Source organism: Planctomycetota bacterium (assembly GCA_021414025.1).
Classification (GTDB): Bacteria; Planctomycetota; Phycisphaerae; order Phycisphaerales; family SM1A02; genus SYAC01.
Window position 1 is genome coordinate 569,985 of the sequence record JAIOPG010000002.1, and the last position, 23,924, is coordinate 593,908.

Sequence of the window (23,924 nt, forward strand, 5' to 3'; positions counted from 1 at the left end):
GGCGTTAATCCCAAGTGTTCGCACTGGTGGGTCCTTTGGGTTTGGCCTCGGGCGCCGCCTTGGTGAAATGCTCCTCTTCCCAGCTGCGCGGATAGGCCAGATCGTCCAGATCCAGCGCCGCCTTGGTCGGAAAGAGCGGCCGGAAGGTGTCGCACATCACGGCGAGCTCGTCGGTCACCGTCGCGCCCAGGCTCTTCTCGATCGTGCCGGGATGCGGCCCATGCGGAATGCCCTGCGGATGCAGCGTGACCGAAGAAACCTCGATGCCCTTGCGGGCCTTGTAGTTGCCGTGCACGTAGTAGAGCACCTCGTCGGAGTCCAGGTTGGAGTGGTTGTAGGGAACCGGAATTGCCTGCGGATGGAAATCCAGCAGCCGCGGACAGAACGAGCAGATCACGAAGTTGTGCCCCTCGAAGGTCTGGTGCGTCGGGGGCGGCATGTGGTGCTTGCCCACGATCGGGCTGAAGTCGTCGATGTTGAACGCGTAGGGGTAGTAGCAGCCGTCCCATCCGATCACATCGCAGGGATGGTGCTTGTAGAAGTAGCGGTGCACCTGGTCGCGGCTCTTGATGCGCACCTCGAACTTGCCATCCTTGTCGAAGTGCAGCGGCTCCTGCGGCAGGCGCAGGTCGCGCTCGCAGTAGGGGGCATGCTCCAGGAACTGCGCCGTGGCCTTGGAGATGTAGCGCGGCGGCGGCAGGATGTGGCTTCCGTTTGCGGTTTCGAAGCCCACAAAGCGCGGATGGGGCTCGCCCGCCTTGGGCTTGTCGAAAGTCATCTTGTAGATCACGCCCTTGGGAATGATCAGGTAATCCTTCGGGCCGAATTTCAGCGTGCCGAAGGTGGTCTCCAGCGTGCCGCTGCCGAAATGAATGAAGAGGCACTCGTCGCCCTGGGCGTTCTTGAAGTGGTAGGGCATCGTCTCGGCGGGGACGCAGACGAACATCTCCACGTCGCAGTTGCCGAAGAGAATCACGCGACCGGTCACCGGGTCGCCCTTGGGAGGCATCGCCGCGGTCTTCACGTGGCGCATGCGCATCACGCTCTGCTCGACATAGACGGGCTTGGTTTCGTAGAGCGTCTCCCAGCCGATCACCTGCGTCGGCGGATGGATGTGGTAGAGCGTGCTGGTGGGGCCGGAGAACCCCTCGGTGCCGAAGACTTCCTCCGAGTAGAGCGCTCCGTCGGGTCTGCGGAACTGGATGTGCCGCTTGGCCGGCACTTGTCCCATCGAGGTGTAGTACGCCATGGCGAGAGTGTACGAAACCGCGGCGAGGTGTTCAGGCGTTATTCTGCGGTGATGAGCAACCCCGTGACGACCCCGAGCATGCAGCCCGTGGTGTTGCACGAGACCAAGGAATGGCTGGTGGTGAACAAGCCCGCGGGGTGGCACTCGGTGTCGCGCGAGGGCGACACCGGCGAGAGCGTGCAATCCTGGCGAGCCCGCTGCGAGCCATCCGCGATTGAACTTCCGGAATCCGGTTTGTGCCACCGGCTAGATCAGACCACCTCGGGTTGTCTGCTGATCGCCAAGACGCTTGCGGCGCATGAGCGGCTTCGCACCGCGATGGGCGGCGCCGACGGCACCATTCAGAAAACCTATCTGGCCCTGATGAAGGCCGGCATCGAAAAGGAGGGCAACTTTCGCCTTCATTTCGAAGGCCGCTACAAGCGCTCCGCCAAGACCACGGTGTCGCGCGCGGGCTCGTGGGAAACGGGCGGCCGCTGCAAGTGGAAGGTGCTGCGCACGATTGTGGCCCGTGGCGTGGATGTGGTCGAAGTCGAGCTCATCGGCCCCGGTCGGCGCCACCAGATCCGCGCGGGCTTCGCCTATCTGGAGCATCCACTGGAAGGGGACACGCTCTACGGCGGTCCCGGCCCCGCAAATTCGTCGCTTCATGCATGGAAGTTGATCGTGGCGGGAGTCACTGTGATCGCACCGCCACCCCCGAGGTTTGTTCCATGAAACTTGCCAAGCATCTTTTCCTGGCCACCGTGGTCGCTGCGGGCGCCTCCTGCCGCAACCGGGAATTCATCGAGCCGCTGGTCGGATTTATTCCCGGCACCATCCCGCTCACCTTCAATCCGAACAGCGAAAGCTACAGCTACAAGAATCACTCCATGTCGCTGGGCGACTTCAAGTCCGTCCTGGTCCACGATGTCCAACTCGTCTCGGATGGCGGAGATCCGGACGGGGCAAGTGCATTGGCGATTCAGTTTCGCAATGAGATCATTTCCGTGGTGGGTCTTCCGGCCGCCTCCGGGCTGGGTCCGGGCGTGCTGGAGATCCGCGCCGTCATCACGGGACTCGAGGCCAACGAGCCCTTGTTCAACATCGCGCCGCAGACCCAGGTGCGCCGCCGGGGCTATGGCTTCGTGGCGGTCGAGATGTACGCCATCGATGGAGGGAACGCGGCTCCGGTCGCCGCCTACGCCGACACGCAGGACACGCAGCGATTCTCCGCTGAAAAACTCAGCACCTGGGGCAGCGCCCAGGCGGGATTGAAATCCATCGCGGATGCGTTCGGCACGCTGCTGAAGTCAAAATAAATTTCCGGCTCAACTGCGGCAAAAGCCCCGTGCCTCAAAGGTTGCCGCGGCGTTCCTGCTCAATTTCCAGCGACTCGAAGAGCGCCTTGAAATTGCCCTTGCCGAAGCTCTGGCTTCCGCGGCGACAAATGATTTCAAAGAACATGGTGGGGCGATCCTGCAGCGGCTTGGTGAAGAGCTGCAGCAGGTAGCCCTCGTCGTCGGCGTCGACCAGAATGCCCAGGTCGCGGACCCGCTGATGATCCTCCTTGACGGCCTGGTGCCCGCTCTTGGTGAGCATGGCGTTGACCCGCTCCCAGACATTCTTGTAGTAGGCCTCGGGAATCGTCAGGAAGTCCACGCCGCGGCGGCGCAACTCGGCGACGCTGGCGAGCTCATCGTCGGTGCGGAAGGCCAGGTGCTGCACGCCCGGAGTCTGGTCGTGCCAATCCAGGAACTCCTGGATCTGGCTCTTGCGCTTGCCGGGGGCGGGCTCGTTGATCGGCATCTTGATCAGGTGGTTGCCGCTGGCCATCACCTTGCTCATCAGCGCCGAATAGTCGGTGGAGATGTCCGCGTCGTCGAAGTGCTTGAACATCTTGAAGCCCATGACATGCTCATACCACTCCACCCAGTGGTTCATCTTGCCCAGCTCGACGTTGCCCACGCAGTGGTCGAAGAACTTCAATCCGCAGCTGTGCTCGCGGTTGTAGTCGTTGAGCTTGTTGTCCGTGACCTTGGCGAATTTCGGCAGGAAGAGGCCGCCGGTCTTGAGCTTGGTCAGGGCGTAGTCGCCGCTGCGGCTGACGAAGGTGTGCTGCACGCGGCCGTAGGTCTTAATGCCGGCGAACGTCACTGAGCCCGTCGAGTCCGACAGCGTGTAGGGCTGGTAGGCGCTCTCGCCGCCGTTTTTCAAGGCCTGTTCATAGGCCTTGGTCGCGTCGAAAACCGTCAGGGCGATGTCCTTGATGCCGTCGCCGAATCGGACCAGCTCTTGGTTCCACGGATGGGCCTTGGTCAGCGGCGTCTCCAGCAGCAGCCGGATGTTGCCCTGGGTGAGCAGGTACTTGGCGCTCTCGCGGTTGTCGGTGGTGAGGTCGGAGATCTGGTCGATCTGGAAGCCAAAGGCCTGGGCGTAGAAGAACGCGCTCTGCTTGGCGTTGCCGACGATGAAGTGGACATAGTCCACATCGATCAGGGCGAGCGGATCGGTGACGGCCGCGGCGTTGGCTGAAGTGGTTGGAGCGGTCTTGTGCATGAGGGCATTCTAGTCCGCCGGGACTGGGAGCAAAGCAGGGAAGCGCGGTCGAGGCGGAGATTTTCGCCGCGACTTTTGGTCGGTATGCTTGCCCGCAAGGTTCCACCCATGAACAATCGCAAAGCCATCGCACTCTTTATCGCGGCCCTGATCGGCTTCGCGATCATCTTTCTCTTCGTTCTTTTCACCGCGGGCACGGCCAAGGAGCTGCAGCCCCCTGTGAACATGGCCCCGAGCAAGAATTAATCTGCGGAATGCCGCGGCGCAATCCGGGTTTCGCAGACGCTCTTCAGTAGACGATCGGAGCGTGGATTTCCAGCCCGGGCAGGACCGCCCGCCCCTGGAGCGCCTTGAGCTCGATCAACACCGTCGCGCCAAACACATTCGCTCCCAGGCTCTTCATCAGATCCACGCACGCCTTCATGGTTCCGCCGGTGGCCAGCAGATCATCGACCATCAGGATCTTCTTGCCGTTGGCGACCGCGTCCTCGCGCACCTCGAGCGTGTCCTGCCCATATTCCAGGTCGTAGGTCACAGCCCGAACCGGCGGCGGCAACTTGCCTTTCTTGCGAATCGGGATGAAGCCGCACGAAAGCGCCTGCGCCACCGCGATGCCGAAGATGAAGCCGCGGCTCTCGGCGCCGGCGACGGCGTGGATGCCCTTGCCTCGGAAAGGATTCGCCATCAATTCGACCGCCATCGAAAGAGCCGCGGGATCGTTGAGCAGCGGCGTGATGTCCTTGAAGAGAATCCCCGCCTTGGGAAAATCGGGAACGTCGCGGATCAATTTTCGAAGGTGGGTGGTGGGCATGCGGGCATTGCACGGCGAAATCGGTTCCTTGTCCAGCGCCGCTACCATGGCGGCATGGCAGAACCCAAGGCGAAGATCCTGCGGCTGGAGACCGTCGAGCCCATCGGCAAGCGGGTGCTGATTCGCAAGGACGAGGACCGCAAGATCACCAAGGTGGGTATCCATCTGCCTGACAAGATGGAGATTCCCACGCTGACCGGCCGCGTGGTGGCGCTGAGCGCCCAGATCGCCCGCGACGAGGACTACCCCATCCGCCAGTACGACCGAATCCTCTTCAACCCGCGCCATGGGATTCCCGTGGATTTCGAGGGGGACAACCGCCTCTTCGTGGTGCCGATCGAGGACATCGTCGCGGTCTTCCGCGCCACCGACGGGGATGCCGCGAAGTGACCGCAAGCGCCAAGGGAGGGCTCGAGGTCCATTCCGCCCCCCGCGCGACGGGGCCGGTGCGCGGCGCGTTCTTGCCGCCGGGCTCGAAGAGCCTGACGCAGCGTTTCATGATGCTGGCGGCGCTGGCCGAGGGCTCCAGCACGATCGACCATCCATTGGATTCCGCGGACACGCGGGCCCTTGGCGCCGGGTTGGCGACTTTGGGCGCCTCGGTGCGCTGGCCGGAGCGCGGGCCGCTGGTCATTCGCGGCGTGGATGGAACTTTCCCCGGCTTTGGAAATCTGGACGCAGTCGATGGCGGCACGCCGGCGCGATTCCTGATGGCGGCCGCGTGTCTTGCGAGCGGCAGCTCCGTGCTCGATGGATCGGCGCGACTGCGCCAGCGGCCGATGCAAGATGGCGTTTCCATATTGAATTCACTCGGCGCGACTCTCAAGCAATCGACCTCCGCGCAACTGCCGATCACGATCACGCCGACGCAGGAGTTCCGCAAGGGTGGCTCATGCCGGATTCCCGCCGCCGCAAGCAGCCAATTTATTTCGGCGCTGGCCTTGATCGGCCCATGGCTCACTCGCGGCGTCGAAGTGCGCCTCGAGGGCGAGCAGCCCAGTCTTTCCTACATTGATCTCACGGTGCATTGCCTGCGCAAGGTGGGGGCCGCCGCAGCGTGGCGAGCCAGCGAAGGCGTGCTGCGCGTGGAGCCGACGCGTTTGAAGGCATTTCATGTCGCGATCGAACCGGATGCCTCCAGCGCGGCCTATGGGCTGGCGCTGGCAGCGATCATGCCGGGCAGCGAAGTGACGGTGGCGGGCCTTCCCCGAAGTTCGCACCAGCCGGACATGGCGGTCTTCGACGCGCTCGTCGAATTGGGCGCGGTCGACTGCTCGACTGCCGGCGGATCGGCGATTCGATATGGCTCGCGGCTGAATGGCGGCGTGCTCGACGCCTCGCGTTGGCCCGATGGAAGCCTGGCGGTCATGGCTGCGGCGGCCTTTGCCTCGGCACCCGTCGAGATCCGCGGACTGTCCACGCTCGCCGGCAAGGAAAGTGATCGCATCGAGGCGATGGGCGCCTGGCTGCAGGCGGCGGGCGCGACCGTCGAGTGCGGCGGCGACTGGATTCGCGTCGACGGGCGCTCCTTGCATGACCGCCAGATCGTCGTCGATCCGCGCAACGATCACCGCATCGCCATGAGCGCCGCAGTTGCCGGCGCGGCCCGCGGCGGAGTGCGGATTTCCGACCCTGCGTGCGTCGGCAAGAGCTGGCCCGGATTCTGGCCCGCCTGGCAGCGTCTGGTGGCCGGTTTTGGAGGGAGCACTTGATGGATCACCCCAAGAGCGACGATACTGGCGGGATGCGCGATTTTTGGTGGTTCGCACGTGGACTTCTTCGCCCCAGGCACGAGGCGATCATTGCGCTCATCGGCGCCTTCATCAGCGCCGGCGGTTTGGGCGCGGGCCTGCTCAGCCTGGGGCCCTTGATGCAGCTCATTCTGAGGGATGGCACCTCGCTGCAGCAGATTCTGCGCAACTTCAACGCGAGGGGAGAATGGATCCAGGCCCCGGAATGGATCATCGGGTTGATGCCCACGACTCCCTACGGCGGCGTCGTCTGCCTGCTGGTGGGTTTGTGCGTGCTGACCGTCTTCGGCGCCGCCGCCAATTTCATCCATCAGCTCGTGGCCATGGGACTCTGCGCGCGGACCACTGCGAAGATCCGCCTGGAGATCTTCCGCCATGTGATCCATCTGCCGCTTTCGGTCGTCACCAAGCAGGGACCCGCCGAGTTCACCAGCCGCATCAACAACGACGTCACGATGCTCAACAGCGGGTTCGAGGCGCTGACCAGCAAGACGATCGCGCAGCTCACCAAGGGCGTGGCGGCGCTGGCCGCGGCCCTCTACTTCGACTGGCGGCTGGTCCTGGTTTCCTGCACGGTGGGACCGATCCTTGCCGTCGTTCTGCGCAAGACCGGCAAGTCGATCCGCAAAGGCACGCGCGGCGCGCTGGAGGCGCAGGAGTCGCTGTTGCGGACCACGCAGGAGTCGATGCAGGGATTGCGCACCATGAAGGGCTCGACCGCCGAGTTGGAGTCCATCCGCCGCTTCGCACTGTTCAACCACAAAGTGCTGCGGCAGAACCTGCGCGTCCGCAAGTCGCGTGCGCTCTCGGGACCGCTGATCGAGATGCTGGCGATCTTCGTGGTTGCCGGGCTGGCGCTGATCGCCGCCAAGAGCATCTTGGGCGGCGAACTTTCGTTCGAGAATTTCCTGCTTTCGCTGGGCGCGCTGGCGGTTTGCGCCAACAGCCTCAAGCCATTGACCGGCTTCATCAACGAGTTCCAGGCCACGGCGGCGCCGGCGGCGCGGCTTCGCAGCATTCTGAAGATCCCACGCGAAGACAAGAACGAGACAGGGAAGCCCGGACTCAAGCGGCACGCGCAGTCGATCAAGTTCGAAGGAGTTGTGTTCGCCTATCCCAACGCGCCGCAGCCTGCGCTGGCGGGGGTCAACTTCTCGGTGCTCCACGGCGAGCGCGTCGCCATCGTCGGCTCCAACGGCTGCGGCAAGACCACGCTGCTTTCGATGGTGCCGCGTCTGCTCACGCCTACGGGTGGTCGCATCCTCGTCGACGACGTCGACATCCAGGGCATTGACCTGAAAAGTCTGCGCCGTCAAATCGGATTGGTGACGCAGGAATCGGTGCTGATCCAGGGAACCATCTACGAGAACATCCGGCTCGGTTTCCGCCGCGCTAATCGTGCCGAGGTCGAGACCGCGGCGAAACGGGCCCGCGCCTGGGATTTCATCTCCGCCATTCCCGGAGGCCTCGACGGCCATGTCAGCGAGCAGGGGGCGAGTCTTTCCGGCGGGCAGCGCCAGCGCATTGCCATCGCCCGCGCCATTCTGCGCGACCCGGCAATCCTGCTGATGGACGAAGCGACCAGCCAGGTGGACGCCGAGAGCGAGGAGCAGATCAACAAGGCGATCGCCGAGTTCGGCGTGGGGCGCACGGTTCTGGTGGTGGCTCACCGCCTGAGCACGGTGCTGGCGGCGGACCGGATCGTGGTGATGGATTTCGGCCGCGTGGTCGACATGGGAACGCACGCGGAACTTTTGAAGCGCTGCGATGTCTACCGGCGAATCGCGGCGACGCAGATGCTCACCCCCGAAGTCGCGGTGCGCTAGCCGCCCAGCGTCTCGTCGCCAACGCCACGTGTCGGCGAAGCAAGAGATCAGGGCGCGATGGGCAGAAGTTGCTCGACCAAAAATTTCGTGCCGAGGGTCTTGGCTTCCGCGGCGCAGGTGCCGAATCCAATGTGCTCTGCCGGGGCGCCGGTCGGCCCGAATTCATGCCAGATAACAGGAAGGCTCGCCGGGGTGCGCCGGCGGATCTCGGCGATGAAGTCGCGCTGCGGCCCCACGGCAACCATCTGATCTCCGGCGGCGTGCAAGGCGAGAAGCGGTGTGGGCTTCCAGGAATCCAGGTGTCGAAGGGGCTCGAACTTCGCGGCGCGGCCGGGATCGTGACGCGCCGAAACGAGCTGGCTCCAATCGCCGCTCGAGGCCTCGATCAGCGCGGCCTTGAAGGGATGTGGCCGGCACATCGCCGCCAGCGCCGTCATCGCGCCAAGGCTGAAGCCGCCGATGGCGCAGCGCGAGGAATCGAATTCGGGGAATTGCTTCAGCACCTCGAGCACGCCGGGCAGCTCGCCCAGCATCGATTCGACGACTTCCAGCGAGCGCTCTGAAGTCTGCAGCTCGCTCTGGGCTCGCTCGCCATGGCCGGGCAGGTCGATCGCCACCGTCGCGATGCCGGCCCGCAACAACCTCAGATAGCGCCCGCTGTCGAGCTCCTTCTGCGCGGTGCGGCCATGCATCCAGAAGAGGTAGGGCGCGCTGCCCGCGCTGCTTCCGCTCGCCCTGTCGAAGCGCGGATGGATCAGCAGTGCCGGCGTCCGCGATGGACCTAGGCGAAGCACGCGACTCTGGGCCAGCAAGGATCGGGGAAGGGTGGTGGCGAGATCGGCCATGGAATGCCGCCCGGGTTGCGGGCGCGGACACACTAGCATCACGGAATGCTCCAGGTGATCGCCGGCGAATTCCGCTCACGCATCCTCAAGACGCCCAAGGATGACGCCCTCACCCGGCCGATGGGCAGCCGCACCAAGGAAGGCCTCTTCAACATTCTGCGCGGTTGGTTCGAAGGAGCCCGCGTGCTCGACCTCTTCGCCGGCGTGGGCACGCTGGGAATCGAGGCGGTCAGCCGCGGAGCCAGCAAAGTCTTCATGGTCGAGAAGGATCGCAAGATCCATTCGCTGCTGCGTGAGAACATCGAGGCGCTGGGTTGCGGCGAGCGCGCCGTCGCGGTCCAGGCGGATGCGCTTGGCGAGGCGGCGATCAGCGCCGCTGCCCCCGAGGTCAACATCGTGCTGATGGATCCGCCCTTCGCCCTGGTGGAAACCGAGGAGGGATTGCGCCAAGTGCTTGAACAGGCGGCGCGCACGCGGAAATTGTTCCTCGCCAAGGGCTTCCTGATCCTGCGCCTGCCGGGCGTTTCGAATCCGCCCCCGGCCATCGCGGGCTTCGACGGCCCCGAGGTGCGTCAGTACGGCGCCCAGCAGAATCTGCTGCTCTACATGCCGCACTTCGAGGCTTCCCAAGTCGCGAACCCGGAATGATCCGGTTCTTGGCTTAGACTCCGGCGCACCATGGATCCGTTTTCCGTCTCCATCATTCTCGCCGCCGCCGGAAGCAGCACCCGCTTCGGCAGCGACAAGCTCGGCCAGGATCTGGGCGGCCGGCCGCTGCTGCTGCGCAGCGTGGAGCTTTTCACCAAGCGCGATGAGGTGCGCTCGATCATCGTGGCAGCGCCGCCGAACAACATGCAGGAATTTCGCGATCGCTTCGGTGCCCAGCTGAGCTTCCACGGCGTGACGATCGTTGCGGGCGGGACCATCGACCGGTGGGAAACCATCCGCAACGCCCTCAAGGCGGTCCCCGCCGAAGCCACGCACATTGCAGTGCATGATGCGGCGCGGCCCGCCACCAGCGACGACCTGATCTCGCGGGTCTTCGAGGCCGCCAAACGCCACGACGCGGTGATCCCCGCGCTGCCGGTGGCCGACACGCTCAAGCGCGTCAACGAGGAAGTCGTCGAAGCCGAGAAGGAGGACGCGATCGCCGATCTGATTTTGGGCGAGGATGCCGACGCCTCCAAGGCCAAGGGAAAGTTCGTGCAGTCCACGGTGGATCGAAAGAATCTCGTCGCGGTGCAGACCCCGCAGGTGTTCAAGGCGGACTTGCTTCGCCGCGCCTATCAGCAGACGGATCTCAGCGCCGTCACCGACGACGCGGCGCTGGTGGAGCGCATGGGCGAAAAGGTGCTGGTGGTGGATGGTGAGTTCCGCAACTTGAAGGTGACGATTCCGGACGATCTTCGCACGATTCGCCTGCTGCTTGGCATCGCCGCCCCCGAGGGCCGCGCCGTACACAAGCGCTTCTAGCGCAGACGTGGCATCTCGCTCCCCCATCAAATCAATTTTGATTTTCTGTCCGCGTCACATGTCCGACTGCAGCGACGCCGACTCAAGCTGGTAGAGGCCCACCAGCCAGTTCTCCACGAGGTAGGGATCGACCTTGAACTTGCCGGTGATGGTGCCGAAGTTGAAGGTGTGGCGGCGCCCCGGCTTCACCGGAGTTGCGAGTTTGACTTCGATCGCGTCGTAGGGAGTCGGCGGCACGCCGATGCAGCAGCCGTCCCATTGGTTGAGCATCACCAGGATCTCGCTGCTCTCCTGCAGCATCAGCGGAAAGGCCATGTACCCCTCGATGCGGACCCACGCGCCGTCGAGCATGGCGACGCGCTGCGGAATTGCATTTTGTTGCAGGCGCGGAATGTAGGTCTGCGAGGCGCTGGTGAGGCACTCCCAGGTGATCTTGTAGGGATCCGCCTCCGTGCCCGCGCCGCTGATGAGGTACTTGTTGTCGGCGAGAATCGACCCGTCGCTCTGCTTGATGAGGTTGCCTGGAACGATGGTCGCGTTGGCGATCTTGCGGTCGAGCCCAAGCTTCAGCGAGTCCGGTGAGATCGCGGTGGAAGCGGCCTTTGGCTTTTCGACCGCAGTGACAGGGAGATTGGCGACGGAACCTTTGGCGATTGGTTGCACAGGCGGCTGCGCGGTTGTGGGTGCCGCCGATGATGATGGAATGACCGCCGCGGGTTTCGCAGCGACTATCGTCGGCGACGGAGCAGCCTGGTTCGATGATGGAGAAACCGCGGCAAGCTCGCCGGATTCGTCGCGCCGCACTGCCGGAGTAGGGAAAATGACCGCCAATAATGCGGCGAAGCAGATCAGCGCCAGAATGCTCCAGACAATCCGCATGGCTAGGCCTCGGGTCTCAGGTTCTCCGCCACGGAAGTTCGATAGGCGTTCATCGCCGGCAACACGCCGGCCAGCGCCGAAAGCAGAATAGCACCGGCGAGAATGATCAAGGTGCTGCGCGGGTCCAGTGACGGGTCGACGACGAGCCCGATGCGCGCCTTCAAGGCGCCGGAGGCGATCGCGTTGCCGGCCAGGCTCAGCAGGGCGCCGGCCAACGCGCCGGCAAAGCCGATCAGCGTCGCCTCCGTGAGGATCATCCCGGTGATGCGCGACCTCGCCACGCCAAGGGCGCGGAGCAGTGCGATCTGTCGCCGCCGCTCCGCCATGGAATTGTGCATGGCCAGCAGGATCGAGATGCCGCTGGAGACCAGGACCGCGGCGCCCAGGGCGATGAACAATTCATCGACGTTGCCAACGATCGAGCGGAGCCGGTCGATCTGCTGCGCCGGCTGCGCCACCACGATGCTGGTGTCGCGGCGCAGCGCGTCGAATTGCTGCTGCACCGCGGCGCTGGCGTCGTGGCCGGGCCGCGTGGGCAGGCGCAGCAGGATTCCGGTGATCTTCCGATCTTCATCCTTGAGGTCAGCGGCGGTGGCCACGCCTTCGATGCCCTCGTGCTCGCGGCGTTCCTGCGCGTGAAGAATCCAGGTGCTTTCAAGATTGATGAAGACCGCGCGGTCGTGCGCCGATCCGCTGGGCTCCAAGATGCCGACGACTTCAAAGGGAAACTCGTCGTGTTCGTGGGCGTGCTCGGTTTCGCGGCTCGAGCCTGTGCCATGCGTCAGGACAATTTTCTGCCCGACCTGAATGCCGGTGCCCGCCGCGGCGGCCGAGCCCAGGCAGACTTCGAAAGTCTTCGACGGGAAATGCCCGGCGGCCAGTTTCCACGGCTCGCCGCGCACCGGTTCGAAGCGCGTGAAGAACTCCGGACCCACGGCGGCAGTGGGAAAGCCCTTGAAGGAATCGCCTTGCTGCGTGGGGATCGCCCAGTCGTAGGGGAAGGCGCCCTTGATCTCCTGGTACTTGCTCCACGAAATCGGATTCGACGGCGCGTTGGCGTAGAAGACGCCATTGAGCACTGCGGTCAGCGGGCTTGAGTCGGCGCTGACCAGCAGATGGGTGGTGCCGGTGCCGCGTTGGAAGGCCTCGAAGCTGGCGGTGCGCAGCGAAAGCATGGTGAGCAGCAGGGCGGTCGCCACCGCGACGCTGCCGGCGGTGACCACGGTGCTCAGTCGGCGCGAGCGCAGGCTGTTGACGACGATCGAGAGGTCGTTCATCAGCGCGTCCCCGATTTTGCGTTGGCCCGTGCACTTGCGGCGAACGAATCGACCTCGATCACGCGCTGGAAGCGCGACTGCATCGCCCGGTCATGGCTGGCACAGAGGAGCGCCGCTCCCGCGTCGCGGCACGCCTGCTGGATCAGGTCCATGGCTTGCATGGCGTTGGCCTCGTCCAGGCTGGCGGTCGGCTCGTCGGCCAGCACCACCGCGGGAGCGCAGACGATGGCGCGGGCCACGGCGACGCGCTGCTGCTGCCCGACGCTCATGGTCGACACCGCGGCGTCCGGGCGCTCGATGCCAAGCTTTGCCAAAAGTTCGCGCGATCGCCGCGCGTGGTCGCGCTCGGGCTCGCCCGCGGCCATCAGCGCCAACGAGACATTCTCCTGCGCGGTGAAGCTGGGCAGCAAATGGTGCGTCTGGAAGACCAGGCCGATGCGCCTCGCGCGGATCCGATCGGCGGCGCTCTCTGAAACTCCATCGATCCGCTCGCCCGCGACCATGATGCTGCCGCGGCGCGCCCGCAGCAAGCCGGCCACGATCCAGAGCAGCGTGCTCTTGCCCGAGCCCGAGCCGCCGGAGATCAAAGCCATCTCGCCCTTGGCCAGCGCGAGCGAAGGAATCGACAGCGCGAAGCCTCCGCCATAGTCAAATTCCACATGGTCAAGTTGGATCGCGTTGGACATTGGGGGGATCTTAGACTTCGAGCCGCCCCAACGCCCAGTTCGGATTTCAATTGCTTCGGAGCCGACGATCAGCCGACATCGCCCAGTCCCAGCGCCTTGCCATAGGCGAGCATGAGTTTGTGCTTGAGCGCCGCCACGCCCGCGGCGGCGAGTTCCGGATCCCGGTCGATCCATTCCTTGGCGTCCTGGCGGGCCTGGCCCAGAAGCTCCGCGTCGCGGGTGAGGTCCGCCACTTGAAAGGGCGGCAGCCCCGACTGGCGGCTGCCGAACACTTCGCCCGGTCCACGGATGCGCAGGTCGGTCTCGGCAATCTCGAATCCGTCGTCGGTGGCACCGATGGCCGCGAGCCGATCTTTGCCCTCGGTCGTGACGGCATCGCCCAGGAAGACGCAGAGGCTCGGCGTGGCGCCGCGGCCGACGCGCCCGCGCAGCTGGTGCAGCTGCGCCAGGCCGAAGCGATCGGCGTGCTCCACCACCATGATGCTGGCGTTGGGTATGTCCACGCCGACCTCGATGATGATCGTGGCCACCAGCGCCTGCACCGCGCCGCTGCGGAAGACCTTCATGTTGGCCTCGCGGTCCTCGCGCGTCATCGCGCCATGCAGGCAGGAGATGGCGATGCCCTTCCACGGCCCTTCCTGCAGATAGCGCACATGGTTGGCGACATCCTTCAATCCAAGGTCGGATTCCTCGATAGCGGGCACCACCACATAGGCCTGCTCGCCGCGATCGAGGCGCGTGCGCAGATAGGCATAGACCTCCGGCGCCTTCTCCGGCGTGACCACGCGCGTAATGACGCGAGTTCGCCCCGGCGGCATGCCGCGCAGCACGCTGGTATCCAGGTCGCCGTAGAGCGTGATTGCCAAAGTGCGTGGAATCGGCGTCGCGGTCATGACCAGCGTGTGGGGGACCAGCGGCAACTCGCCCTGGCCCTTTTGCCGGATGGCGGCGCGCTGCTTCACGCCGAAGCGATGCTGCTCGTCGATGACGGCGACGGCGAGGCTGCGAAAGGCGATGCCGCTCTCAAGCAGGGCGTGCGTGCCGATGGCGATGTCGAATTTGCCGGTGGCCAGGCCCGCGACGCGCTCCATGCGCTCGGCGCCGGTGTTGGAGCCGGTGACGAAGGCGATGCGGACCTGGCTGCCCTTGAGCATGTTCCGCAGCACTGCGTAGTGCTGCTCCGCGAGGATTTCAGTGGGGGCGACCAGCGCCGCCTGGTGGCCGTGAGCGACCGCAAGCAGCATGGCGTAGACCGCGACCGCAGTCTTGCCGCTGCCCACGTCACCTTGAAGCAGTCGGTTCATCGCAAAAGGCTCGCCCATGTCCTTGGCGATTTCCCCGATGACGCGATCCTGCTCGGCGGTGAGCGTGAAGGGAATCCGGGCGCGGATGTGCTGGTCGATGGTGGGCTCGAGCTTCAGGGGAATCGCCCGGGTGCGCGAGCGAAGCTGCGCCCGCCGCATCATGACGCCCAACTGCAGCAGAAACAATTCGTCGTAGGCCAGGCGCTTGCGCGCCGCGGCGACATCCTCATCGTCGCGGGCGTCGTGATAGAGCCTATAGGCCTCGGCCAGCGCGATCAGACCGCGGGCCTGGCGGAACTCGCTCGGCAGGGGATCTTCGATCGTGGCGCAGACCGGCTGAAGGACTTTTCCCACCGCCAGCTCGATCTCGCTGGAGAGCAGCTGCTCCGACGCGGGATAGACCGCGCGAAGGCGATCCATCGATTCGGCTGGCGCGCTGGGGGGCTTGGGCGCCTTGGGCTCTGCCTCATCCGAAGCGCGGTCGGGAATCCAGCGTGGGTTGCCCAGCTCCAGAAAGCCATTTCGAATCTTGGCCTTGCCCTCGGCGACGCCGGTGTCGCCGGGGTGAATCTTGTCCCGCATCCAGCCTGCGTTGAACCACATCAGGCGGGCGCTGCCGCTCTCATCCTCCAACGTTGCCTCCACCACGGCGCCGCGACCTCTGCGAACCTTGACCGCGGCCACCGTTCCGCGGACGCGGACCACGGCCTGCTCGTCGGCGACTTCCTTCTCCGTCTGGGCGATGGTGCGCTCCGCAAGCCGCCGCTCATGGCGCATGGGAAAGTGTCGCACCAGGTCGCCCGCGGTGCGCAGTTCGAAGGCGCTCAACCGCTCCACCAGCCGCGGGTTCAACCCCGGCAGGTCCGCGATGCGAGTCTTGGCGGTGATGGCGTCGGGCATGATCTCTCTTTCGTACGATACCCCGTAGCGATGAAGCGGCCTCCATTCGATCCAACCTTTGCCAAGGGCGGGCTCTTCGACTTCTCCGAGGACGCCGACGCGCCCAAGCCCAAGGCCGAGGCCCAGATGGGGAGCGCCGGCGAAGACACCGCAAAAGCTGGCGCGACCAAGTCCAAAGCGTCCAAGCCAATTGCAGTGGAGACCGAAGCACAAACTGAGACGCAATCGGCAGTGGCGCAACGCCCGCTGCAGGTGAGCGAGGCGGCGCAACTGCTCGACGATCGGCTGGCGTCGCTGGGAAAGTTGGCCATCGAAGGCGAAGTCGGCGGCTACCGCGGCGCCAACAACAGCGGCCACCTCTATTTCTCCATCAAGGATTCCGGCGCCGTGATCTCCTGCGTGGTATGGAAGTCCCGCGCCGCCTCGATCAAGGTTCCGCTGGCCGAGGGCCTCAAGATCGTCATCGAGGGTCGCTTCAACTATTACGCCGAGGGCGGCCGCCTCTCCTTCATCGTCGAGTCGATCCGCGCCACCGGCCAGGGCGACCTGGATGCCAAGTTCCGCCAGCTTTGCGCCGAGTTGAAGCAACTGGGCTATTTCGAGGAGGCCCGCAAGCGGCCGCTGCCCATGCTGCCGCGCGGAATCGCCATCATCACCAGCGCCTCCGGCGCCGCGCTGCAGGATTGCCTCGCCGTCGCCGCGCGGCGCTTCCCCTCAGTGCCGATCTTCGTGATCGATGTCGTCGTCCAGGGGCTCGGCGCCGCGGCAGCAGTCTCGGGTGCGATTCGCGCCGTCGATCTCGCCGCCAGGCGGTTGCGCATCGACGCGATCCTGGTCACCCGCGGTGGCGGCAGCCGCGAGGATCTCGAAGCCTTCAACGACCGCCTGATCGCCGATGCGGTTTTCCATTGCGCCACGCCAGTCGTCGCCGCGATCGGCCATGAATCCGACACCTCGATCATCGAGCTGGTGGCAGACCTCCGCGCCAGCACGCCCACCGCGGCGATGAACCGGCTGCTGCCCGACCGCGGCGAGCTGCGCCAGCAATTGGAGTACGTCGACTCCTCGCTTCGCCAGGCGGTGCTGCAATTCTGCAGCGCGAAGTCGCTCGCCCTTTCGCAGATGTCCAGCCGTCCCTGTCTGCGTGATCCGGCGCGCTTGTTGCAGTTGCCCGCCGCAAGACTGGATCTACTCGCGCGGGAGATTTCGAACCGAATGCTGTCGCGCATCGAGCGGACGCGGCGCACCACGTTGGAACTCTCGGGCCGCCTCGACGCCGTCTCGCCGGCCTCCACGCTCGCTCGCTCGCAGGCGCGCTCGCAGTCAGCCCGTCAGCGCCTTCTCATCGCGATGAAGAACTTCCATTCGACCACGGACAAGCGGCTCGTGGCGCTGGAATCGCAATTGCGGGCGGTGGGTCCGCAGGGCACGCTCTCGCGCGGCTACTCCATCACGCGCTCGCCCGACGGCAAGCTGCTGCGCAGCGTCGCGCAGGCTCGGGCCGGCGAGATCATCCACACCGTCCTGATCGACGGTGAGATCCGATCACGGATCGAGAAGGGCGGGTAGATTTCAGCCATGGCAAAGTCATCGACCGGCAAAGCGACTTCGGATCCGACGGCCACAACGGTGGATCCCTCGACGGGCTACGAGGAGGCCATGAAGGAACTCGAGTCCATCGTCGACCAGCTTGAATCGGGCTCCATTTCCCTTGAGGAAAGCCTGAAAGCCTTCGAGCGCGGCCGCGCCCTCTCCAATCACTGCCGCGCCATCCTGGACAACGCCGCCAAGCGCATCCAGACGCTGACCGCCGAGGCCCTGGGCAAGCAGGAGCGGGAGTAATCCAAGCCTTCATGGATGGAGTCCTGGATCGCATGTACCTGTGGCTTCCGCATTTGGTGCAGGGATTTTTTGTCTTCGCGGCGGGGGCCTGCGTCGGCAGTTTCATCAACCTGATTGCCTGGCGCCTGCCGCGCGGCCAGGGCATCATCCATCCCGCCAGCCGCTGCACGGCCTGCGGACGGGCGCTCTCCTGGTTCGAGAATGTCCCGATCCTCTCCTACATTTTTCTCAACGGTCGCTGCCGCACCTGCCGCACGCGCTTCGGCGTGGAGCACCTGGTGATCGAGTTCTGCATGGGGATGCTCTTCTTCGGCACCTACTTCATGCTCTACGCAGGTCCATGGCAGGCGCGTGCAAGCGATCATGCCTGGTGGTGGATCCGCAATGGACCGCTGACGACGATGCCGGCGCTGCTGGCGGTGCTGACTTGCTGGTCGACGCTGGCGGCGGTCTCGCTTATCGACGCGCGGACCTTCTACGTGCCCATCCGGATCACGGCGGCTTCCACGGTCGCGGCTTTCCTGCTCTGGCGGATGCAGGCGCTGGTGCCCTCCATCGAGCTGGGCTTCAACCACTCGCGCTGGGGACTCGATCTGCTGCCGATTCCACTGGAGGTCGCGGCGGTCTTCGGCCTGGTCGGACTCGCCATCTCGGCGGCCCTGCTCTGGCGGCGCCTTCTTCCGCGCAGCTTCGCCGGATGCGACATGGAGACGATCCGCCCGCGCACGGTGCGCATCGAAGTGCTCAAGGAAGTGCTCTTTCTGCTGCCGATCGCCATCGCCATGGCCGCCGGCTACTGGATTGGCTCGCTCGAGGCGGTGCAGGCCTGGTGTCATAGCGCCACGTTCGCGGCGCTGGGAATCTCGTCGATGGGATTCCTCGCCGGTGGCGGGATCATCTGGGCGACGCGCATCGCGGGGTCGCTTGCCTTTGGCCGCGAGGCGATGGGGCTGGGCGACGTGCACATTCTCGGCGCCGCAGGGGCGGCCCTGGGCTGGCGGTTTGTGGTGACCGCCTATTTCCTGGCGCCCTTCATCGCCCTTGCGTGGCTGGCACTCTCCGGCGGACTCCATCGAATCCTTGGCACCCGCTCGCGGGAGGTTCCCTACGGGCCTTATCTGGCGGTGGCATGCGTCGTCTCCTTCCTCGGCTCGCCCTGGATCGATCCTTTCCTTCGATCGTTGCTCATGCCGATGGCTTCGGGCGAGTGACCGGCTCGACGCGGCGGTGAAAATTCAGCGGGAATCCCGCAAATTTCCTTCCCAAGGCTTGACAAAACTCCTCGCGGCGTTTGCACTGCCGCCACACGCAAAATTGGAGCTCGAATCATGTCTCGCCGGGACATGTTGGGGGCTCGTCAACCTGAAGGAATCCGATCATGAACACCACCCGCATTTGCTCCATTCTCGCCCTCGTCTGCGTCAGCGCCCTCGTCGGCTGCAACAACAAGCCGACCACCGACCAGCTCACTTCGGAGAATGAGACCCTGCGCAAGCAGCTCGATGATCGCAATGCCGCGCTGGAGGCTGCCGAGCGCGAACGCCTGGCCGCCGTGACCCGCGCCGATGATGCCGAGGCCAAGCTGAAGGCCGGCGGCGGATCGCTGAGCTCTTCGGGCAACGACAAGAATTTCGCCGGCATCGAAGGCGTGACCACCAGCCGCGTCGGCAATGAGCTGCACGTCAGCATCGAGGGCGACGTGCTCTTCGACTCCGGCAAGGCGACCCTGAAGGACAGTTCGAAGAAGAGCCTGGACAAGGTGGCCGCGAAGCTCAAGGAGAAGTACTCCGGCAAGCTCATCCGCGTCGCCGGCTTCACCGACACCGATCCGATCAAGAAGTCCGCCTTCAAGAACAACTACTACCTCGGCTTCGACCGGGCCTACGCGGTGCGCGAGTACATCATCGGCAAGGGGCTCGACGGCAAGGACATCTCGCTCTCCAGTTTCGGGCCCGACGCGCCGCTGAAGACCAAGGCCCTGAGCCGCCGCGTTGAAGTGATCGTGGTCGACGGCTGATCGATTCGTCGACCGTCCTCTTCTCTAGAAGCTGACGCCCAGACCTTCCTCCTTGATCTTTCGGATCAGGAGCTGGAGGTCGCGCATCGTCAGTTCGAGTCGCCGCGAGGCATCGGTGAGATTCTCGAAGAGTTCGGGATCATTCATCAGGCGACCCACGGTGCCCTCGCCGGTGGAGGCCTTCTTTGCCAGTTCGCGGATCTCATCCAGCGTCGCCGTCAGTCCCGCGAAGGCCGGGGCGACCTTGTCCATCAGCTCGTGGGAATCGGTGCGAAGCTGCGTGGAGAGCTTGGTGATGCTGTCGACCGTCGCGGTCGCCTGCTCGATGAGCTGATTGGCCTTCCACACGGCGCTCTTGAAATCCTGCCGCAATTGCTCGTCGCCCAGCCAGGCCTTGGCGCTGGCCACCACCTGCTCCACGCCGGTGCCGATCGCTTCCAGCCGGTCGGTGATGGTCGTGAAGCGGGCCACCAGCACGGTGGTCTTGGTCGGGTCGATCAGGCCGTCGCTCTTGGTGTAGGCGGCGGGAATCTTCAGGTCGATCTTGCTGCCGCCGCCGATCAGCATGGTCTGGATCGTCGGCACGACTCCGACCGGCAGCCGCGCCTTCTCGTGGATGGTCAGCGTCATGCGGACCGGGTTGGGCTCCTCCGGAATGATCAGGATCTCGCCGACCTGTCCCACGACCACGCCTTCGAGCATGACCTGGCTGCCCTCGCGCAGACCCGCCGCGCTGTTGGCCTGCAGTTGCACCGGATAGGTTTTCTGGAAGAGCCAGGTCAGTTCGCCGAAGAGCAGCAGCAGCGTGGCCAGCCCCAGCAGCGCAATGATCGAGCAGACGCCGACGACGAAATCTCGGTGACGGGGGGTGAGCATGAGGGAGGGTTCTATCCTAAGTTCAAGACTGGATCTCGGCGAGTTCCTCGGGGCTCGCCTCTCCCCTGAGGAAGCGCGACACCACCGGCAGCTTGGATTGCCGCACCTTGTCGGGCGTGCCCTCCATCACCACTTCGCCCTCGTGCAGCATGACGATGCGGTCGGCCACCTTGAAGGCACTGGCCAGGTCATGCGTGACCACGATGCTGGTGATCTTCAGCTCCCGCGCCAGCTTCATGATGAGCTCGTTGATGATGTCGCTGGTGATGGGGTCGAGACCGGTGGTGGGCTCGTCGTAGAGCACGGCCGCGGGCTCCATCACAATGGCCCGCGCCAGGGCCAGCCGCTTGCGCTGCCCGCCGGAAAGCGATGCAGGCATCTGGGCGATCTTCTCGCCCAGCCCGACCATGTGCAAAACATGCTCCACCATGGCGTGGGCCTTGGGTCCGGTCGCCACGCCATGCTCGATCAGCGGGAAGGCGATGTTCTCCTCCACCGTGAGTGAGTCGAAGAGGGCGCCTTGCTGGAAGAGGAAGCCGATCTGCCGCCGCGGCAGGGTCAGCTCGCGCTCGGTGAGCAGGTCGATGCGCACATCGCCGAACCAGACCTTGCCGCGGTTGGGCTTCTCCAGTCCGACCAGATGGCGCAGCAGCACGCTCTTGCCGCATCCGCTGGGCCCCAGCACCACGGTGGTCTTGCCCCGGGTGAAGTCGATGGAGATCCCCTTGAGCACATGCAGCGGGCCGTACGACTTGTGCAAATCCTCGACGCGAAAGGCTTGAGCCTGGGAAGGGGACACCACTGCATCATCGTCGCACGCAGGCCTTCTGTGCAAGCGGCCGGCGCCGGGGCGGTGGGATTTCCCGCGTCCACCGCGTCGCATCGAAGACGATAGGCTTTGGGATTCATGGCCTCCGAGAACCGCGACTGGATGAGACCCTCACGGCGCAACCGCGTCTCGTTTCCCCGGTGGTCGGTGACCGCCTGGATCATCGCGGCGTGCGTCGCCATCTTCGTCATTGATGGATTCCTGGCCAAGTCGGTGCCCGGCTGGATGTTCCTGGGCTCGACCACCACCGACGGACAGCCGATTCCTCCGTCGATGGCGAAGCAGGTCGCTTCGGGGGGCAAGGTCCTCTCGTTCCAGGAGGCCGCGAACACCGACCGCGCTCTGGTGCCGATCATCTACATGGTCAAGAACATCCTGAAGGTGGACAAGAGCGAGATCGGCATCCAGCCCCTTGAGATCAATGGCGAGATCGTGGGCTTCGCCTGGTATCAGGTCACGACGCCGCTCAAGTCGTGGCTCTATTTCTCGACCAGCACCGCCCTGTGGAGTTCCAGCAGCCCGCCGGGCCGCGGATTCGAGCTCTGGCGCTTCATCGGATTCCAGTTCCTGCACGCCAACCTCAGCCATCTGCTCTTCAACATGATCGGCCTCTACTTCTTCGGCCCGCTGGTGGAGCGCTACCTGGGCGGCAAGCGCTACCTTGCCTTCTACCTGATCTGCGGCATTGCCGGGGCGGGCATGTACCTGCTGCTGAATTTCCTGGGGATCCAGGCGACGGCGCTCTTTCCCGCCTACAAGATTCCCTTCGTGCTGGTGGACGATCCGAACACGCCGCTGGTCGGGGCCAGCGCCGGCATCTTCGGCGTGATCATGGCGGCGGCTTATCTGGCGCCGACGGCGCAGGTGCTGGTCTTTTTCATTCTGCCGATGCCGCTGCGCACTCTGGCCTACACGCTGGTGGCCATCGCGCTGCTCACCATCTATCTGCGCAGCGGCAACGCCGGCGGCGAGGCGGCCCATCTGGGCGGGGCGATCGCCGGCTACTGGTTCATCCGCCACCCCGACTCACTGCACGGCATGTTCAATTGGCTGGGAAGGGCCGATCCCACCAGCCGCACGCGCAAACTCAAGGCCAGCAGCGGACGGGAATCCGGCCCGGACGCGGCGACGGTCGACCGCATTCTGGACAAGATTCGCAAGGGCGGCCTGCAGGCCTTGACCGATCACGAGCGCGAGATCCTGCGCGAGGCAAGCCGCCGGTCGCGTTGATCCCGCATGCCCGTTCAATTCACCGTCAAGCAGAAATCCGCTGAAAATCAGGCCCGGCTGGGGCTTCTGAAGACGCCCCACGGATCGATCGACACGCCGGCCTTCATGCCGGTGGCCACCGCCGCCGCGATGAAGGGGCTGACCCCGGCGCAGGTGCGCGGCACCGGCACCCAGTGCATCCTCAACAACACGCTGCACCTCATGCTCCGTCCCGGCGACGAGCGCATCGCCCAACTTGGAGGCGCGCACCAGTTCATGCGCTGGGAGGGACCCATCCTCACCGACTCGGGCGGCTTCCAGGCTTTCTCGATGGCGGCCATTCGGGACATCGACGACGACGGCGTCACCTTCAAGTCCTTCATCGACGGCTCGCGCGTGCGCGTGACCCCTGAGCGCAGCATCGAGGCGCAGAACCGCATCGGCGCCGACATCATCATGGCCTTCGACGACTGCCCGCCCAGCGCCGGACCCGGCGCGTCGCTGCAGCGCGTGGAGCAGGCGATCCAGCGCAGCGCGCTCTGGCTGGAGCGTTGCCGCAAGGCGCACATGCGGCCGGGCGAACAAGCCCTCTTCGGCATCGTGCAGGGGGGGACCTCGCTCGAGCTCCGCGCTAGCAGCCTGGAGCTGACGCTGCGGACGGAGCTCCCCGGCTACGCCATCGGCGGCGTGGCGGTGGGTGAGAGCACGCAGGCCATTGCCAGCGTGGTGCAATTCACCGCCTCGCGCCTGCCCGAGTCGAAGCCGCGCTATCTGATGGGCGTGGGGTACGCCCACGACATCCTGATGGCGGTCGCCGCGGGCGTGGATCTCTTCGACTGCGTTCTGCCCACGCGCAACGGCCGCAACGGCCTGGTCTTCACCCGGCAGGCGCCGATGCGGCTGCGAAACGCCGTCCACACGGATGATTCCAGGCCCATTGAGAGCGATTGCGACTGCGAATGCTGCTCGGGCGGATTCTCCCGGGCCTACCTCCGACACCTGTTTATGGCGGGGGAAATGCTCGGTCCCACGCTCGCCAGCCTGCACAATATCCGTTTCTACCAGAGGTTCCTGTTAGACATTCGGCGGGCGATCGGTTGTAATGCGTGGTCCTCGCTGAAAGAGGCCTGGCCGTGTCTTACGGTCAGCCCCCCAAGCCCTGACGGAGACGACTCGGAATGACTTTCGCAACCGCACTGCAGAACGATGGACCCGCACTCGCCGGACAAGCCCCTGTCGCCGCGCCAAGCGTCGGCGCCGTGCCGGGCGCTCCGCCCGCCGCCGCCCCCGCGGCGCCCGCCGGAGACATGTTCTGGATCCTCATCCCGGTGCTGGTGATGATGGTGCTCTTCAGCACCCTCAGCGGCCGCAAGCAGAAGAAGGCGCGGGCCAAGATGCTCTCTGAACTCAGGAAGAACGACCGGGTGGTGACCGCGGGCGGCATCATCGGCAGCGTCGTCGAGGTCAAGCCTGACGTGGTGGTGCTGCGCGTCGACGAGGGTCGCGAGACCAAGCTGACCTTCACCCGCGACGCCATCACCAACATTCTCAAGCGCGACTCCAGCGAATCGGACGACGCGACGACGGCGAAATTGAACTGACGAACGACTCG

25 protein-coding genes are annotated in these 23,924 nt (G+C 65.1%); 15 read left to right on the plus strand and 10 right to left on the minus strand.

The window, feature by feature from the left end:
• Positions 1 to 4: 4 nt before the first annotated feature.
• Positions 5 to 1,249, minus strand: a complete 1,245-nt coding sequence (locus K8R92_03165) for a homogentisate 1,2-dioxygenase (GenBank protein ID MCE9618891.1) — start codon at positions 1,247 to 1,249, stop codon at positions 5 to 7.
• Between the two features lie 51 nt (positions 1,250 to 1,300).
• On the opposite strand from K8R92_03165, the gene K8R92_03170 reads away from it, so the two are divergent.
• Together K8R92_03170 and K8R92_03175 are read left to right on the plus strand one after the other, a co-directional pair.
• Positions 1,301 to 1,966: an RNA pseudouridine synthase gene (locus K8R92_03170; protein MCE9618892.1), complete on the plus strand. Its 666-nt coding sequence runs from the start codon at positions 1,301 to 1,303 to the stop codon at positions 1,964 to 1,966.
• Complete coding sequence (locus tag K8R92_03175; protein ID MCE9618893.1) at positions 1,963 to 2,550, plus strand: DUF3313 domain-containing protein; 588 nt, start codon at positions 1,963 to 1,965, stop codon at positions 2,548 to 2,550. Before K8R92_03170 ends, K8R92_03175 begins: the two co-directional genes overlap by 4 nt.
• 34 nt (positions 2,551 to 2,584) lie before the next feature.
• Here the strand turns inward: K8R92_03175 and hppD are convergent, their stop codons facing one another.
• Complete coding sequence (gene hppD / locus K8R92_03180) at positions 2,585 to 3,787, minus strand: 4-hydroxyphenylpyruvate dioxygenase (GenBank protein MCE9618894.1); 1,203 nt, start codon at positions 3,785 to 3,787, stop codon at positions 2,585 to 2,587.
• Positions 3,788 to 3,895: 108 nt separating this feature from the next.
• On the opposite strand from hppD, the gene K8R92_03185 reads away from it, so the two are divergent.
• Positions 3,896 to 4,033: a hypothetical protein gene (locus K8R92_03185; GenBank protein ID MCE9618895.1), complete on the plus strand. Its 138-nt coding sequence runs from the start codon at positions 3,896 to 3,898 to the stop codon at positions 4,031 to 4,033.
• A 43-nt stretch (positions 4,034 to 4,076) separates the two neighbouring features.
• Here the strand turns inward: K8R92_03185 and K8R92_03190 are convergent, their stop codons facing one another.
• Positions 4,077 to 4,598, minus strand: coding sequence for an adenine phosphoribosyltransferase (locus K8R92_03190; GenBank protein MCE9618896.1), 522 nt, complete (start codon positions 4,596 to 4,598; stop codon positions 4,077 to 4,079).
• A 54-nt stretch (positions 4,599 to 4,652) separates the two neighbouring features.
• On the opposite strand from K8R92_03190, the gene K8R92_03195 reads away from it, so the two are divergent.
• The 3 genes from K8R92_03195 to K8R92_03205 are packed head-to-tail and all read left to right on the plus strand — an operon-like array spanning position 4,653 to position 8,175.
• Positions 4,653 to 4,988 carry a co-chaperone GroES gene (locus tag K8R92_03195; GenBank protein MCE9618897.1) on the plus strand — a complete coding sequence of 112 codons (336 nt, stop codon included), beginning with the start codon at positions 4,653 to 4,655 and terminating at the stop codon, positions 4,986 to 4,988.
• Positions 4,985 to 6,310, plus strand: coding sequence for a 3-phosphoshikimate 1-carboxyvinyltransferase (gene aroA / locus K8R92_03200; GenBank protein MCE9618898.1), 1,326 nt, complete (start codon positions 4,985 to 4,987; stop codon positions 6,308 to 6,310). Before K8R92_03195 ends, aroA begins: the two co-directional genes overlap by 4 nt.
• A complete protein-coding gene (locus tag K8R92_03205) occupies positions 6,310 to 8,175 on the plus strand; it encodes an ABC transporter ATP-binding protein/permease (GenBank protein ID MCE9618899.1) in 1,866 nt (621 codons plus the stop codon). Before aroA ends, K8R92_03205 begins: the two co-directional genes overlap by 1 nt.
• A gap of 47 nt (positions 8,176 to 8,222) precedes the next feature.
• On the opposite strand, the gene K8R92_03210 is transcribed toward K8R92_03205, so the two are convergent.
• Complete coding sequence (locus K8R92_03210) at positions 8,223 to 9,020, minus strand: alpha/beta fold hydrolase (protein ID MCE9618900.1); 798 nt, start codon at positions 9,018 to 9,020, stop codon at positions 8,223 to 8,225.
• Positions 9,021 to 9,065: 45 nt separating this feature from the next.
• Between K8R92_03210 and rsmD the strand changes: the two genes are divergently transcribed.
• Positions 9,066 to 9,668: a 16S rRNA (guanine(966)-N(2))-methyltransferase RsmD gene (rsmD, locus tag K8R92_03215; protein MCE9618901.1), complete on the plus strand. Its 603-nt coding sequence runs from the start codon at positions 9,066 to 9,068 to the stop codon at positions 9,666 to 9,668.
• A gap of 30 nt (positions 9,669 to 9,698) precedes the next feature.
• A complete protein-coding gene (locus K8R92_03220; GenBank protein ID MCE9618902.1) occupies positions 9,699 to 10,493 on the plus strand; it encodes a 2-C-methyl-D-erythritol 4-phosphate cytidylyltransferase in 795 nt (264 codons plus the stop codon).
• 54 nt (positions 10,494 to 10,547) lie between these two features.
• On the opposite strand, the gene K8R92_03225 is transcribed toward K8R92_03220, so the two are convergent.
• From K8R92_03225 to recG, 4 genes are all read right to left on the minus strand, one after another.
• Positions 10,548 to 11,372 (minus strand): DUF3299 domain-containing protein, encoded by an 825-nt coding sequence (locus K8R92_03225; GenBank protein MCE9618903.1) that lies wholly within the window; start codon positions 11,370 to 11,372, stop codon positions 10,548 to 10,550.
• A 2-nt stretch (positions 11,373 to 11,374) separates the two neighbouring features.
• Positions 11,375 to 12,649: an ABC transporter permease gene (locus tag K8R92_03230; GenBank protein MCE9618904.1), complete on the minus strand. Its 1,275-nt coding sequence runs from the start codon at positions 12,647 to 12,649 to the stop codon at positions 11,375 to 11,377.
• The gene (locus tag K8R92_03235; protein MCE9618905.1) at positions 12,649 to 13,335 is read right to left on the minus strand and encodes an ATP-binding cassette domain-containing protein; all 687 of its coding nucleotides are present in this window, start codon (positions 13,333 to 13,335) and stop codon (positions 12,649 to 12,651) included. Before K8R92_03235 ends, K8R92_03230 begins: the two co-directional genes overlap by 1 nt.
• Before the next feature lie 68 nt (positions 13,336 to 13,403).
• Complete coding sequence (recG, locus tag K8R92_03240; protein MCE9618906.1) at positions 13,404 to 15,539, minus strand: ATP-dependent DNA helicase RecG; 2,136 nt, start codon at positions 15,537 to 15,539, stop codon at positions 13,404 to 13,406.
• A gap of 30 nt (positions 15,540 to 15,569) precedes the next feature.
• On the opposite strand from recG, the gene xseA reads away from it, so the two are divergent.
• The 4 genes from xseA to K8R92_03260 all read left to right on the plus strand — a co-directional run bounded on the left by xseA (position 15,570) and on the right by K8R92_03260 (position 19,398).
• Positions 15,570 to 17,108 carry an exodeoxyribonuclease VII large subunit gene (gene xseA / locus K8R92_03245; GenBank protein ID MCE9618907.1) on the plus strand — a complete coding sequence of 513 codons (1,539 nt, stop codon included), beginning with the start codon at positions 15,570 to 15,572 and terminating at the stop codon, positions 17,106 to 17,108.
• Positions 17,109 to 17,117: 9 nt separating this feature from the next.
• Positions 17,118 to 17,381 carry an exodeoxyribonuclease VII small subunit gene (xseB, locus tag K8R92_03250; protein ID MCE9618908.1) on the plus strand — a complete coding sequence of 88 codons (264 nt, stop codon included), beginning with the start codon at positions 17,118 to 17,120 and terminating at the stop codon, positions 17,379 to 17,381.
• A gap of 11 nt (positions 17,382 to 17,392) precedes the next feature.
• Positions 17,393 to 18,592: a prepilin peptidase gene (locus K8R92_03255; GenBank protein ID MCE9618909.1), complete on the plus strand. Its 1,200-nt coding sequence runs from the start codon at positions 17,393 to 17,395 to the stop codon at positions 18,590 to 18,592.
• A 167-nt stretch (positions 18,593 to 18,759) separates the two neighbouring features.
• On the plus strand, positions 18,760 to 19,398 hold the full coding sequence (locus K8R92_03260) for an OmpA family protein (protein MCE9618910.1): 639 nt from the start codon (positions 18,760 to 18,762) through the stop codon (positions 19,396 to 19,398).
• Positions 19,399 to 19,422: 24 nt separating this feature from the next.
• On the opposite strand, the gene K8R92_03265 is transcribed toward K8R92_03260, so the two are convergent.
• Both K8R92_03265 and K8R92_03270 read right to left on the minus strand, forming a co-directional pair.
• Positions 19,423 to 20,274 carry an MlaD family protein gene (locus tag K8R92_03265; protein ID MCE9618911.1) on the minus strand — a complete coding sequence of 284 codons (852 nt, stop codon included), beginning with the start codon at positions 20,272 to 20,274 and terminating at the stop codon, positions 19,423 to 19,425.
• Between the two features lie 22 nt (positions 20,275 to 20,296).
• Entirely contained in the window at positions 20,297 to 21,157 is an 861-nt protein-coding gene (locus tag K8R92_03270; protein ID MCE9618912.1) for an ATP-binding cassette domain-containing protein, read from the minus strand.
• 24 nt (positions 21,158 to 21,181) lie between these two features.
• Between K8R92_03270 and K8R92_03275 the strand changes: the two genes are divergently transcribed.
• From K8R92_03275 to yajC, 3 genes are read left to right on the plus strand one after another with little or no spacing between them, the layout of a single operon-like run.
• Positions 21,182 to 22,333, plus strand: a complete 1,152-nt coding sequence (locus K8R92_03275) for a rhomboid family intramembrane serine protease (GenBank protein ID MCE9618913.1) — start codon at positions 21,182 to 21,184, stop codon at positions 22,331 to 22,333.
• Positions 22,334 to 22,339: 6 nt separating this feature from the next.
• The gene (gene tgt / locus K8R92_03280) at positions 22,340 to 23,494 is read left to right on the plus strand and encodes a tRNA guanosine(34) transglycosylase Tgt (GenBank protein ID MCE9618914.1); all 1,155 of its coding nucleotides are present in this window, start codon (positions 22,340 to 22,342) and stop codon (positions 23,492 to 23,494) included.
• Complete coding sequence (gene yajC, locus K8R92_03285; GenBank protein MCE9618915.1) at positions 23,491 to 23,913, plus strand: preprotein translocase subunit YajC; 423 nt, start codon at positions 23,491 to 23,493, stop codon at positions 23,911 to 23,913. Before tgt ends, yajC begins: the two co-directional genes overlap by 4 nt.
• The last annotated feature ends 11 nt before the right edge of the window (positions 23,914 to 23,924 follow it).